This is a genomic window from Vibrio frigidus (assembly GCF_042465995.1).
Taxonomy (GTDB): domain Bacteria; phylum Pseudomonadota; class Gammaproteobacteria; order Enterobacterales; family Vibrionaceae; genus Vibrio.
The window spans coordinates 286,202-299,253 of the sequence record NZ_JBCDMC010000002.1 but is presented as its reverse complement, the minus strand read 5'-3'; the positions used below and the strand labels follow the sequence as shown (position 1 = coordinate 299,253).

Below are 13,052 nucleotides of genomic sequence, written 5' to 3'. Positions count from 1 at the left end.
TTTTTTACCTGCTATTCTAGATTAAAGCTTAATCGCATCCGATTAAATATTTATCTAAATCTAAAACTTTTCTTTTACACCCATCATTCTATCCGCCTTTGAAACGCTTTAGTAGTAACAAATAACTGGTTGGTTCTCTTGTTTGTTCCCCATTCAGCTGATTTCTTTGTTCACCGCTCAATGGCTATTTGTTAATACGCTTCACGTTTATTTAAACAGTTGTTTGAATTATTTAACATTTTCGTTACAATGCACTCAGGTCAGACCTCATGGTGAAGGAGAAATAATGAGCCGACAAGATGTCAAAACGCGTTCAGGCGAAAGAATCGCGATAGTCGCGGGACTTCGAACCCCTTTCGCTCGACAAAGTACAGAATTTGCAAAAGTGCCAGCCGTCGATTTGGGCAAGATAGTAGTAAGCGAAATGCTCGCACGTACCGAAATCGACCCAAAGTTGATAGAGCAAGTTGTTTACGGACAGGTAGTACAAATGCCTACCGCCCCTAATATTGCTCGAGAAATTGTCTTGGGTACTGGGATGAATGTTGCTACGGATGCTTACAGTGTAACAAGAGCGTGTGCTACCAGTTTTCAGGCGTCTGTGAACGTGGCCGAAAGTATCATGGCAGGCAGTATTGATATTGGTATCGCTGGTGGAGCTGATTCTTCATCCGTATTACCTATTGGCGTGTCCAAAAAGCTCGCCGCGAGTTTACTTGCGCTTAGTAAAGCAAGAACGTTTAGCCAGAAAATTAATATTGCTCGTCAACTTTCCCTTCGAGATCTTGCCCCTGTACCTCCGGCTGTTGCGGAATATTCGACCGGAATATCGATGGGTCAAACCGCGGAGCAGATGGCGAAGACCTATGGCATATCTCGTGCAGACCAAGATGCACTGGCCCATCGTTCTCATTCATTAGCATCTCAGGCTTGGAAAGATGGCAAAATTCGTGACGAGGTGATGACGGTATTTCCTGAACCATATAAAAAATGGATCGATCAGGATAATAACATCCGTCACGACTCAACCCTCGAAGGTTACGCCAAATTACGCCCTGCATTTGACCGCAAGTTTGGTACCGTAACTGCTGCAAACAGTACTCCATTAACCGATGGTGGGGCAGCAGTAATGCTGATGCGAGAAGGGCGCGCAAAAGAGCTTGGCTTGGAGATTATGGGCTACATTCGCTCCTATGCCTTTTCTGCGATTCAGGTTGAGTACGATATGCTCATGGGGCCTTCTTACGCCACACCGATGGCTTTAGACAAAGCGGGACTCACCTTGGGTGATATTGATGTTATTGAAATGCATGAAGCGTTTGCAGCTCAAACATTAGCGAACGTGAAAATGTTCTCGAGTGATAAATTTGCACAGGATAAGCTGGGTCGTTCAAAGGCGATCGGTGAGATAGACATGGACAAGTTCAATGTCCTCGGCAGCTCGATTGCCTATGGACATCCTTTTGCCGCGACGGGCGCAAGAATGATGGTGCAAACATTGCGAGAGCTAAAAAGAAGAGGCGGTGGATTCGGCCTTAATACAGCATGTGCCGCTGGCGGTCTTGGCGCTGCGATGATTTTGGAGGTTGAATAATGAGCGAGAATAAATCCTTTCAGTTGACGATCGATGATGACAAGATCGCGTGGCTGACCATCGATGTTGCCGACGAGACCATGAACGTGCTCAAATCGGACCTCATAGAAGATATTGAGTTTCTACTGACCGATTTTGAAGCCAACGTCGAAGGTATCCAAGGCGTAGTCATTTGTTCAGGTAAGCCAGATAGTTTTATCGCTGGTGCTGACGTTAAGATGTTAGACGCGTGCCAGTCAGAAAGTGAAGCACAAGCGCTTGCGCAGAAAGGGCAAGCGGTATTCAATCGACTGTCAGCACTTAAATTTCCGGTGGTTTCAGCTATTCATGGTGTTTGTTTAGGTGGTGGTTTAGAGCTATCTTTAGCGTGTGATTATCGCGTGTGTTCCGATGACGACAAAACGCGTCTCGGACTACCAGAAGTTCAACTTGGACTACTACCAGGCTCAGGTGGCACACAACGTTTACCTCGATTGATTGGCTTGCTTCCGTCTTTAGATATTATCTTAACAGGTAAGCAGGTTAGGGCGAAAAAAGCGCTGAAACTTGGGATGGTAGATGCAAGTGTCCCTAACGCTATTTTATTCGATGTCGCAAAAACATACGCTCAAAAAAATAAACGTAAAATAAAAACAGCAGGAAAAGAAAAGCTAATATCCAGAAATAGCTTGGGACGAATGGTCATTTTTGACCAAGCCGCTAAGAAAGCGAAGCAAAAGACACGTGGAAACTATCCAGCTGCCGATGCCATTCTTAATGTGATTAAGTATGGGTTAGAGAAGGGATTGAAAAAGGGCTTAGAATTTGAAGCTCAGGAATTTGCTAAGCTTGTCATGACGAGCGAATCTAAAGCGCTTCGTTCTATTTTCTTCGCTACGACAGAAATGAAAAAAGACAATGGCTCTGATGCCACTCCCCGCAAAGTTGCCAAGGTTGGCGTGTTAGGTGGGGGACTGATGGGCGCGGGTATAAGCCATGTTAGCGTTGCGAAAGCTAAGGTTCCTGTTCGCATTAAAGATGTGTCTAATGATGGTGTGCTTCACGCGTTGAATTACAACTTCAAACTATTTTCAAAACAGCGTAAACGCCGCATCTTATCCAATGCACAACTGCAAGCTAAGATGTTACAGCTTTCAGGTGGAACGGACTTTTTGACCTTTAATCAGGCCGATATGGTAATAGAAGCTGTTTTTGAAGATCTAAATCTAAAGCAACAGATGGTCAGTGATATAGAAGAGAACGCGAAACCTGATACCATTTTTGCAACGAATACCTCTTCTCTACCGATACATAAAATAGCAGAGAAAGCGAAACGACCAGAAAATGTGGTTGGACTTCACTATTTTAGCCCGGCAGATAAAATGCCTCTAGTTGAGGTCATTCCTCACGAAACAACATCAGATGAAACCATTGCAACAGTCGTTGATTTTGCTCGTAAACAAGGCAAAACGCCGATTGTAGTAAAAGACAGAGCCGGATTTTATGTGAATAGAATTTTGGCTCCGTATATGAATGAAGCTGCGCATGTATTAATGAGTGGTGAGCCGATAGAGTCTTTAGATAATGCGCTGCTCGATTTTGGCTTGCCAGTAGGCCCGATTACCTTATTAGACGAGGTTGGTGTCGATGTCGGTGCGAAGATAATGCCTATCTTGGTGGGTGAATTAGGGGCACGATTCCAAGGTCCGGATGTGTTTGATACTCTTTTGAATGACAATCGAAAAGGTCGTAAAAGCGGTAAAGGTTTTTATACCTACAAAGGCAAAAAGAAAGAGGTCGACAAGTCGGTATATAAGCTGCTTAAAGTGACGCCTGAAGCCAAAATGGCAGAAGCAGACATTGCACTACGCTGCGTGTTGCCTATGTTAAATGAGGCAGTACGTTGTTTGGATGACGGGATAATTCGTAGCGCCAGAGATGGCGATATCGGTGCTATTTTTGGTATCGGTTTTTCTCCATTTTTGGGTGGACCATTCCGCTATATGGACCAATTTGGGATTAAAGAATTGGTTAAGAAGATGAATGATTTTGCTCAGAAATATGGTGACCGATTTGCACCTTGTGATGGACTGGTTAACCGTGCGGGTAGCGGCGAAAGTTTTTACTAATTAACGCGTTTCCCTGATAAAAGCGGTGCAAAATCGAATGAATGTAGATTTTGCACCGCTTTTTTAGTTTTTGATAGGCGTGTATTTACCCTAGGTCCAGATCTTTCGTTCTTAACTGAAATTCATCAATACTGTCAATTTCATGACCAATACTCAGAGAGTTGGCTTCTTGGTGTTTATTGCCTTTCGAGTGCAATATGAGTCGTGTTGAGGTTCTGGGTTTTAATATGTTAATCACAAACCGAATCATGTCGACTCTGGACACATCTTTAAGTTCATCTAGGACCTTGTCTCGTTGGTCAAAGGTTAAGTCTTTATTGCCTATGGCAACCCAAAATCGTTGTGCTCGGCTTCTGAGGTTGTTATCTGGCGTTGAAATTTGATTCCAAAGTCCTTTCTTACTGCTCTGCCATTGATATTCATTTAACTCAAGTAGAACCATGTAAAAAGCATTTAGGAAATCATCAATAGCGGAAAGTAGATCTTTCGGCGAGAACTTCGGTGACTGAACATATAACACTAAACCGGGGTGGCGGTTAAGGGGCATGTTTCCCGTACCAACCATGTAACCCATCTGCTGTTTGGTTCTAATGTCATTAAAAAATGCAGCAGACATTAAATGGTTAGCCAAGGTATATATGGCAATGTTTTTTGGCGAAATATCTTGAGACTGATAGTAGACAACGATAGCGGAGTCTTCTTGATCGCAAGAAACACTTCGGTGGAATGTACCAGAGCTTTCACCAAGCATAATAAGAGGTCGAAGGGACTCTTCATATTGTTGATTCTGCATGTGCATGGCCGATTTTACGGTCTCGGCTACTGTAATCGCTTGATCTCGTTTCCAGTCCCCATAAACGAACATTTCGATATGCAGTTCCGCAAGCAGTGCCTCTACAAAATTGGACAGTTCATCAACTTCAATGCTTTCCAATGCCTCAATTAATGCCAAATAAGGTGGATTGTTGGGTTGTAATATTCCTGTCATCGCGTTGAATAGCTGAGAGATAGGACGGTCTTTGGCCGCATTACGCCAGTTGCGTAACATCTGTTTTTTGATCAATTTGAAACGATCAGATTTGAAATCACGTTTGCCAAATTGACCCAGAATCATCTTGAGTAATTCAGGCTGTTTTTGACTGAATCCTGAAATGGAAAGTGTGACGCCACCCTGATGCGCGTAAATGTTGTAGCCCATGCCTGCTATCTCAGCAGGATAGGTTCGTTTCGCTAACGAATCTAAAAACATCTCTACACATAAACGCATTTTGACGATCTTTCTTGAGGTGGACACGGCGTGTGGGCTATCGATAGCAATGTAGATAACGCCTTTAGGTACCCTAAATTCAGTTTCTTGTAAGTGCCACAACCTAAAACCAGGTTGTGCATCAATGAGTGCGGGCTCTTTTGTCTTATTCTCAAGCTTTTGGGGATCTAAGTCATAGCAAATAAACGGATTGATCTCTGGCAAATTTAGTTCTGAGTTTAAGCTTGGTTGAGTCCAACTATTGAGTTGTTGTTGTGATAATTTGGTTACCGAGTAAGGTGTAAAATACCATTTTGCTTCTCGGTCGAAATCGTCTCCTTTGGCTATCAAGGTAACGCGCAAATTATAGGGTGTTAAACAGTCTAGCAAGGTCGTGAGTAGTGATTCGTCATAATGTGACATCTTATAGTCGCCATAGATGACATCTTCCTCTGGGTAATGCTGAAGATTCATGACTAAATGGCTGACCATATCGAGTGGGCGCGTTTTCTCTTGGTATCGAAATGCGGATTCGAGTACCGCCTGTTTTTCATCAAAGCGCCATTTCGCAATGCCATCTTGCTTAATAAGCGCGATAAATTCGAATATGGTTTGGATTATCTCATCGTAGTGTCTTAAGCCTCGACCTGTTAGGTTAACACTGACAGTAAATTCTCTGAAATTACTTCCGCTAACCCCTCCTCCTGCGGCCAACGAGGTGATCCATTTCTTCTCTTTTAGAAAGAGCATTAAACTGCCTTCACCTTCAAACCCTAAGAGGTGTGCAAAGTAAGAAAGGGGTTTGGTGCTGTAGTGCTCTGACATACTTGGAAAGTTGAAGGACAGGATGAGTTTTTTGGATTCTTTTATCGGTTTAACTTTGACAAAGATACCCTTGTCTTGTTCTCGAACTATCTCTTGTGGTAAAGATTTTATGGCGAGGTTCTTATTTTTGATGGGGGAAAATTTTTCTTTAATCCACGTTTCGATTACGTCGAGTTCTGAAGGCGCAACAATGGTCAACGTCATAAGATCCGCTGAATACTGTTGTTCATAAAATGCGACAATCTCGTCACGAATTGACTGACCATCTCTATCACCGAGCGTTTCAGTATTACCAACAGAAAATTTGGCGAACGGATGCGCTGGGTTGATGACTTCTTTGTGAACCTGATATAGACGACGCATGTCATCTTTAAGTTTCATCTGATATTCAGAATCAACCGCTTGCAGTTCTTTGCCCAAAGCTTCGGGGTTGAATAAAGGGGCGATAAAAAATTGGCTAAAACGATTTAATGCCTTTTCCATTAACGCCGGGGAGATATCAAAGAAGAAACAGGTGTGTTCTGTGCCAGTCCAAGCGTTGTTGCTTCCACCATGTTGGCTTATAAAACTTTGAAATCCACCAGTCTTCGGAAATGGTTCAGTGCCGAGAAACAACATGTGCTCTAGGTAATGAGCAAGACCTTCACGTTCGCTAGGATCATCATAATGGCCCACATTGACCGCGAGTGCTGCTGCCGCTTTTGTTGCAGAAAGATCTTCAATGAGAAGTGCGCGTAACCCATTATCTAATGTCACATAGCGGTATTTATTGCTGTCATTTGGGCTTAAATGCACAAGCGGTCTCCAAGTAGAGCGTGTAGGTTAATTATGGTGTGGATATGAATAGGTGCAAACGTCGCACTTACAATTTGTTGTTTATTTGCAATGTTGCAAGCTATTCTAGAAGAGAAGCATGAAAAACGGTTTTTTTTCACACTTCTCACTTAATTTTGATTTGCTTCAACTATAATGCCAGACTTTTTGTGCAAGGTAATTGATATATTTATAATAATTTGCTTTGCTAAACAGTAGACTGTTGTTCTGATTTGGGTTTGCGTTAATCATCCTATTCAAGAAAATTAACCATTACGTTTAAATAACAACACTCTTGAGCCTAGACGAAACTGCAATAAAGGACCAGAAAATGAAAGTATTCATAATGCGCCATGGTGAAGCGGCACACTATGCTGCAAGTGATGCAGAACGAGAGCTAACAAAGCATGGCCGTTCTCAATCTACCGCTGTGGCGATGGCATGTAAAAAACAAGGGTTTGAGGACTTTGATTTGGTGTTGGTTAGCCCTTACATAAGAGCGCAGCAAACTTGGGAAACAATCGCATCATTATTTTCTGCAAAAGAGATTCAAACGTATGAGGAAATTACACCCTATGGTGATTCTGAAGAAGCGTCGTCATATGTTGCTGCGGTAGCACAGGTCAATAAATTAGAGTCCATATTAATGGTGTCTCATCTTCCATTGGTGGGGTACTTAACCGCAGAATTTGTTACAGACTTGGCTCCGCCAATGTTTCCAACATCAGGCTTAGTTTGTGTGGATTTTGACCCTCAGAATCAAAAGGGTGAACTGCTCTGGCATATTCACCCTTAAGAAAGACGGGTCGATTAAAGCCTCGTTAATTAAGAAAAAGTTAAACTAAGGTCAGGTTACCTTTCAGGAACGCTGAGAAGAATTAGTAGGGCACCATTGCCACCAAACTCTAGAGGTGCTTGATGGAATGCCATTACATCAGGATGTTGTGCCAACCAAATGGGGGCTTTCTGCTTAAGGATGTGCTTGCCGATGCCGTGCATCACGCAAGCGCAGTGTACGCTCTCTTTAATGCAATACGCTATCATTGCACCGAGCTCAGCTTTGGCTTCTTGTTGCGTCATGCCATGCATATCTAAATAGACATCAGGCACATAGACTCCGCGACGCAACCGTTTTACTTCATATTTTGAAACATCACTGCGCGCATAGCGCGTTGGCCCGTCGTCTTCCAAGTGTGGGACAAATTCATCAGAAAAGAAAAACTCGTTGTCTTTGGCGTCTCTAAAAGAGCGCTTGGACTCTTTCTGTTTTGTTTCTCTGTTTGGTTTTTGAAGTACGGTATCTTGTGTCAACTTCTTGATGCCCTTTACCTCATTCTGAAATAGGGAGAAGTCATCGTTAACGCTTTCGTCTTTGTTACTCATAATATTTGGATTGATGGTCAATAGCTGAATGTGAGGCAATAGCGGTATTGTAGCGTTAAACGATGCATTCACATAACGGATTTACTGGTTTCATCTTCAATTATTTTTAGTGCTATCGCCTTATAAAAAACAATGCATTATTTCTCTGTGAAAGATTAGGGTAGCTTTACGTTACGGCACGGATATAATTGGCCGCTGAGACCCCAAAGAACAAATACAATGTTATTTGTGTGTGACACTAATTTAAAAGGGGATAATTTGGAGGTAATTTTGGATAAGATTTTTGTGGAAGAAGTGGTATCAGAGCTGTACACCCTTCAAGACATGCTTCGTTGGACAGTAAGCCGCTTTAATGCTGCCGGGATTTTTTATGGTCACGGTACCGATAACTCATGGGATGAAGCGATTCAACTAATCCTACCAACGCTTTATCTTCCTATCGATGTGCCACCACATATTCTAAATTCCAGACTCACTTCAACGGAACGTAGTCGTATTGTTAATCGTGTAGTTAAACGTATTAATGATCGCACCCCAACGGCTTACTTAACCAACAAAGCGTATTTTTGTGGATTAGAGTTTTATGTTGATGAGCGTGTTCTTGTTCCTCGTTCCCCAATTGGTGAATTGATTGAATCTGAATTCCAGCCGTGGCTGTTAGATCAGCCTCATAGAATTATGGATTTATGTACGGGCAGTGGCTGTATTGCGATTGCTTGCGGTTATGCATTTCCTGATGCTGAAATCGATGCTATTGATATCTCTGCTGATGCGCTAGAGGTTGCCGAGAAAAATATTCAAGAGCACGGAATGGAGCAGCAAGTTTTCCCTATTCGTTCAGACCTGTTCCGTGACTTACCTGACTTAGATAAATACGATTTGATCGTGTCTAACCCACCCTATGTCGATGCGGAAGACATGAATAGTCTACCGGATGAATTTACTCATGAACCTGAATTGGGTTTAGCGGCAGGAACGGATGGTTTGAAATTGGTACGCAGAATTTTGGCCAATGCACCCGATTATCTAAATGAAAATGGAGTTTTGATTTGTGAAGTTGGCAACTCAATGGTTCACATGATGGAGCAATACCCTGAGCTTCCTTTCACTTGGATTGAATTTGCAAATGGTGGACACGGTGTCTTTACGTTAACCCGTGAACAACTGGTAGCGTGCGCAGACGAATTTTCTCTCTATAAAGACTAAACCGCCATTCAATTATAAAAACGCCGGTCTCTACTGGCGTTTTTTCTGTCTAAAGGGTTTACATCTACTGCGTATCAAGCGAACATGAAAGTATGATGAATAAGTACTCAACAGCAAATATCAGTCTAACTAGATAGGTAGATTAGCGAAAATATTGAGTTAAGAATTGTGAGGATATTATGGCAGGAAATAGTATTGGTCAGCACTTTCGAGTCACCACATTTGGAGAGAGTCACGGTATAGCGTTAGGCTGTATTGTTGATGGTTGCCCTCCTGGACTTGATATAACCGAAGCTGATTTACAAAAGGATTTGGACCGCCGTAGACCTGGGACCTCTAAGTACACGACGGCACGTCGTGAACCAGATGAAGTGAAAATACTTTCTGGTGTGTTTGAAGGTCAAACCACAGGGACGTCAATTGGACTCTTGATAGAAAATACCGATCAGCGTTCAAAAGATTACTCTGAAATAAAAGATAAATTTCGCCCTGGACATGCTGATTATACCTACCATCAAAAATATGGGGTTCGCGATTATCGTGGTGGTGGCCGTTCATCTGCTCGTGAAACTGCAATGCGAGTGGCGGCGGGTGCAATTGCAAAAAAATACCTTCAAAAAGAATTTGGTGTAGAAGTCCGTGCTTATTTGTCTCAAATGGGTGATGTGTCAATAAATAAAGTTGACTGGGACGAGATAGAAAACAATGCTTTTTTCTGCCCAGATGTAGATAAAGTAGACGATTTAGACCAACTGATACGTGACCTTAAAAAGCAAGGTGATTCGATTGGAGCAAAGCTTCAGGTTGTCGCAACCAATGTCCCTGTTGGTTTAGGTGAACCTATTTTTGATCGACTAGACGCAGATATTGCACATTGTCTAATGAGTATTAATGCCGTAAAAGGTGTTGAAATTGGTGATGGCTTTGATGTCGTTCGTCAAAAAGGAAGTCAGCATAGAGACCCTCTGACGCCTAATGGGTTCAAGTCCAATCATGCTGGTGGCATATTGGGTGGCATTTCTACTGGCCAAAATATCGTTGCTAATATTGCGCTTAAACCGACGTCTAGTATTACCGTTCCGGGGGAAACCATAACGAGAACGGGTGAGTCAACACAACTTATCACAAAAGGTCGTCATGACCCGTGTGTCGGCATTCGAGCAGTACCCATTGCAGAAGCCATGTTGGCGATCGTTTTAATGGATCATTTATTGCGCCACCGCGGACAAAACTTTGGTGTGACAACAGAAACGCCAAAGATTTAATCTTAACGTCGCCACCCATTAGGGTGGCCTCTTTTTATAGCCAGAATTATCATTATCATGCCGCATCATTATCAAGACTTAGTCACTCTATTCAATCAAACCTTTTACCAAGAGTTCAATACCAAGCTTGAGCTTGGTGGGGATGAACCTATCTATCTGCCTGCAGACAAAAAAGTGCCATTCCATCGAATCGTTTTTGCGCGTGGGTTTTATGCCTCTGCACTACACGAAATTGCCCATTGGTGTGTCGCGGGGTCAGAGCGTCGATTACTTGAAGATTTCGGTTATTGGTATGAACCCGATGGGCGGACCGCAGATGTACAGGCTGAGTTTGAAAAAGTAGAGGTGAGGCCACAAGCCTACGAGTGGATTTTGGCAGTTAGTGCTGGGTTCCCATTTAATGTCAGTTGTGACAATCTGCAAGGTGATGTGGAACCGGATAGATTGGCATTTATGAATACCGTGCAACAACAAATAAAAGACATTTTAGCGCAGGGGATTCCATATAGAGTAAAATTGCTTTCGCAAGCATTACGTGATTTTTACCACACTCCAGAATTAGAAATACATCAGTTTGAAGTAAAATAATGTCTAAAGTGAAATATAGAGAATATCAATGATTATTGAACATGAAGAAAAATGGTTAGAAATGATTGACACATCGGTAGAGATTGCATCGAATGATGAACTGTTTGCGGGAGGTTATCTAAGAGGGCACATCTCTCTTTCCGCCGCTGACTGCGAAGCAGAAGGTATCGAGGACGTAGAGTCATTTAAAAAGAAGGTGGAGCAAAGTTTGGAGGATGCGCGTTCAGAGCTAACACCAGCCGATCGTACGATAGTGGCCGATCTATGGGCTCAGCTTACAAAAGCATAATCGTTGGCAAAAAACCTAACGAAATTCAAGGTTTTCATAAGTAAATATAACTCTTTTCTATTTTGGCGGACTCGCAGTGGAGTCGGTAAAATCTTTATGTTACAAAAGACTATTTGGTGAGTGTATTAGTGTGTTTGGGTTTACAAACTCTTTGTTGTTCTAATTGAACCACTTTACTCAACGCATATTTAGTCTTTGAGGTAATAGATAATGAATATAGTCTGGGCTACAAGTGAAGCTGCCCCTTATGCAAAAACCGGTGGGTTAGCTGACGTGTCGTATTCGCTTCCTTATGCGATGGCAGAAAATGGACACAATGTATCGGTCATCATGCCCTATTATCCGCAAGTCATGGGAGAAAGGTGCGAACAAACAGAACGCGTTTATGAAATGTTAGGTGTTCCATTTGGAGAAGGAAATGAAGAGTGGGCGTCAATAAGGCAACACAAAATCAGTGAAAATCTCTCATTCTATTTTATTGAGTACGATAAGTTTTACGATCGTCCTAAATTGTATGACTGGGGTGGAAGTGAGTATGTAGATAATGCAGAACGCTTTATTTTTCTTTCTAGAGCCATTATGCAGGCTGTCCTTGCGTTAGATATCAAAGTTGACGTTTTGCACAGTAATGATTGGCACGTCGCATTGTGTAACGTGTATGTGAAAAGTGATCTGTATAACGCCTACAATAACTTCTCAGAAACAAAGTCCATTATGACGATCCACAATATCGGTTACCAAGGTGTATTCAACAAGTCTAATCTTCCTTTGACAGGGCTTCCTTGGGATTACTTTAACTTCCAATGCTTAGAGTTCTATGATCAACTTAACTTCCTAAAAGCGGGTGTATTGTCAGCGGATATGGTGACCACCGTAAGCCCAACCTATGCCGAAGAAATATTGACAGCAGAGTATGGCTTCAGTTTGGAGAATGCGCTTCAGCACAAAGCAGTAAAAGGCAAGCTGCGTGGCATCATTAATGGGATTGATATTCAAGAGTGGGATCCAGAATCAGATACCTTGTTGCCTCATAATTATTCACACAATGACTTGTCAGGAAAAGCGTTGTGTAAAGCGGAGCTACAGAAAGAATTTGGTTTAGAAGTAAGACCTGATGTCGCTATTTATGGTGTGGTTTCAAGGCTTGCTACGCAGAAAGGGCTGGATGTATTTATTGAATGTATTCATGAGATGCTTGAGCAAGATGATGTTCAGTTTGTCATTGTTGGCTCTGGTGAGAGTTGGCAAGAGTCGGCATTAACCGATTATGCTAAACGATATCCTCATAAATTCGGCGTATATATTGGATACAGCAACAAGCTTGCCCATTTAGTTGAAGCTGGCGCAGATTTTTTTGTTATGCCATCACGATATGAACCATGTGGTCTTAATCAAATGTACAGTATGAAGTACGGAACCGTGCCGATTGTAAGATCAACCGGCGGTCTTGAAGATACCGTACATAATTATTCAGCAGGCAATCTTGAACATGCGACTGGATTTAAGTTTTACGATCTTTACCCTGCGGCATTGAGAGATACAATGCGTTGGGCTGCGTCTATTTATCGTAATGATAAACCCGCCTTCGAAAGAATGATGGTGAATGGAATGACGACAGATTTTTCTTGGCAACTTACCGCAACAGAGTATGAAGAGTTGTATGAACATGCGAATACTCGATACTAGTATCGAGTATTAATTAAATGAACGCCTCTAAGATCTGCTGATTTTTCGA

10 protein-coding genes are annotated in these 13,052 nt (G+C 42.4%); 8 read left to right on the top strand and 2 right to left on the bottom strand.

Going from position 1 to position 13,052, the window contains the following annotated elements; genetic code table 11:
• The first annotated feature begins 286 nt into the window (after positions 1-286).
• Both fadI and fadJ read left to right on the top strand, forming a co-directional pair.
• Positions 287-1,594 carry an acetyl-CoA C-acyltransferase FadI gene (gene fadI / locus AACW90_RS04855; protein WP_390231608.1) on the top strand — a complete coding sequence of 436 codons (1,308 nt, stop codon included), beginning with the start codon at positions 287-289 and terminating at the stop codon, positions 1,592-1,594.
• Positions 1,594-3,702 (top strand): fatty acid oxidation complex subunit alpha FadJ, encoded by a 2,109-nt coding sequence (gene fadJ / locus AACW90_RS04850; protein WP_390231605.1) that lies wholly within the window; start codon positions 1,594-1,596, stop codon positions 3,700-3,702. Before fadI ends, fadJ begins: the two co-directional genes overlap by 1 nt.
• An 85-nt stretch (positions 3,703-3,787) precedes the next feature.
• Here fadJ and AACW90_RS04845 read toward each other — a convergent pair whose 3' ends face one another.
• Positions 3,788-6,568: an insulinase family protein gene (locus AACW90_RS04845; RefSeq protein WP_390231602.1), complete on the bottom strand. Its 2,781-nt coding sequence runs from the start codon at positions 6,566-6,568 to the stop codon at positions 3,788-3,790.
• 349 nt (positions 6,569-6,917) lie between these two features.
• Between AACW90_RS04845 and sixA the strand changes: the two genes are divergently transcribed.
• Positions 6,918-7,382 (top strand): phosphohistidine phosphatase SixA, encoded by a 465-nt coding sequence (gene sixA, locus AACW90_RS04840; protein ID WP_390231599.1) that lies wholly within the window; start codon positions 6,918-6,920, stop codon positions 7,380-7,382.
• Positions 7,383-7,438: 56 nt separating this feature from the next.
• On the opposite strand, the gene smrB is transcribed toward sixA, so the two are convergent.
• Positions 7,439-7,969 (bottom strand): endonuclease SmrB, encoded by a 531-nt coding sequence (smrB, locus tag AACW90_RS04835; protein ID WP_390231596.1) that lies wholly within the window; start codon positions 7,967-7,969, stop codon positions 7,439-7,441.
• A 270-nt stretch (positions 7,970-8,239) separates the two neighbouring features.
• Between smrB and prmB the strand changes: the two genes are divergently transcribed.
• The 5 genes from prmB to glgA all read left to right on the top strand — a co-directional run bounded on the left by prmB (position 8,240) and on the right by glgA (position 13,003).
• Entirely contained in the window at positions 8,240-9,175 is a 936-nt protein-coding gene (gene prmB / locus AACW90_RS04830) for a 50S ribosomal protein L3 N(5)-glutamine methyltransferase (RefSeq protein ID WP_390231593.1), read from the top strand.
• Between the two features lie 179 nt (positions 9,176-9,354).
• On the top strand, positions 9,355-10,440 hold the full coding sequence (gene aroC, locus AACW90_RS04825; RefSeq protein WP_390231590.1) for a chorismate synthase: 1,086 nt from the start codon (positions 9,355-9,357) through the stop codon (positions 10,438-10,440).
• Positions 10,441-10,497: 57 nt separating this feature from the next.
• Entirely contained in the window at positions 10,498-11,028 is a 531-nt protein-coding gene (locus tag AACW90_RS04820) for an elongation factor P hydroxylase (protein WP_390231587.1), read from the top strand.
• 28 nt (positions 11,029-11,056) lie between these two features.
• Positions 11,057-11,317 (top strand): YfcL family protein, encoded by a 261-nt coding sequence (locus tag AACW90_RS04815; protein ID WP_390231584.1) that lies wholly within the window; start codon positions 11,057-11,059, stop codon positions 11,315-11,317.
• Positions 11,318-11,527: 210 nt separating this feature from the next.
• Positions 11,528-13,003: a glycogen synthase GlgA gene (glgA, locus tag AACW90_RS04810; protein ID WP_390231581.1), complete on the top strand. Its 1,476-nt coding sequence runs from the start codon at positions 11,528-11,530 to the stop codon at positions 13,001-13,003.
• The last annotated feature ends 49 nt before the right edge of the window (positions 13,004-13,052 follow it).

Bases quoted from the DNA above. Each gene is read 5' to 3' on its own strand.
- fadI (WP_390231608.1), top strand. From the start codon at position 287: ATGAGCCGACAAGATGTCAAAACGCGTTCAGGCGAAAGAATCGCGATA.
- fadJ (WP_390231605.1), top strand. From the start codon at position 1,594: ATGAGCGAGAATAAATCCTTTCAGTTGACGATCGATGATGACAAGATC.
- sixA (WP_390231599.1), top strand. From the start codon at position 6,918: ATGAAAGTATTCATAATGCGCCATGGTGAAGCGGCACACTATGCTGCA.
- smrB (WP_390231596.1), bottom strand. From the start codon at position 7,969: ATGAGTAACAAAGACGAAAGCGTTAACGATGACTTCTCCCTATTTCAG.
- aroC (WP_390231590.1), top strand. From the start codon at position 9,355: ATGGCAGGAAATAGTATTGGTCAGCACTTTCGAGTCACCACATTTGGA.
- AACW90_RS04820 (WP_390231587.1), top strand. From the start codon at position 10,498: ATGCCGCATCATTATCAAGACTTAGTCACTCTATTCAATCAAACCTTT.
- AACW90_RS04815 (WP_390231584.1), top strand. From the start codon at position 11,057: ATGATTATTGAACATGAAGAAAAATGGTTAGAAATGATTGACACATCG.
- glgA (WP_390231581.1), top strand. From the start codon at position 11,528: ATGAATATAGTCTGGGCTACAAGTGAAGCTGCCCCTTATGCAAAAACC.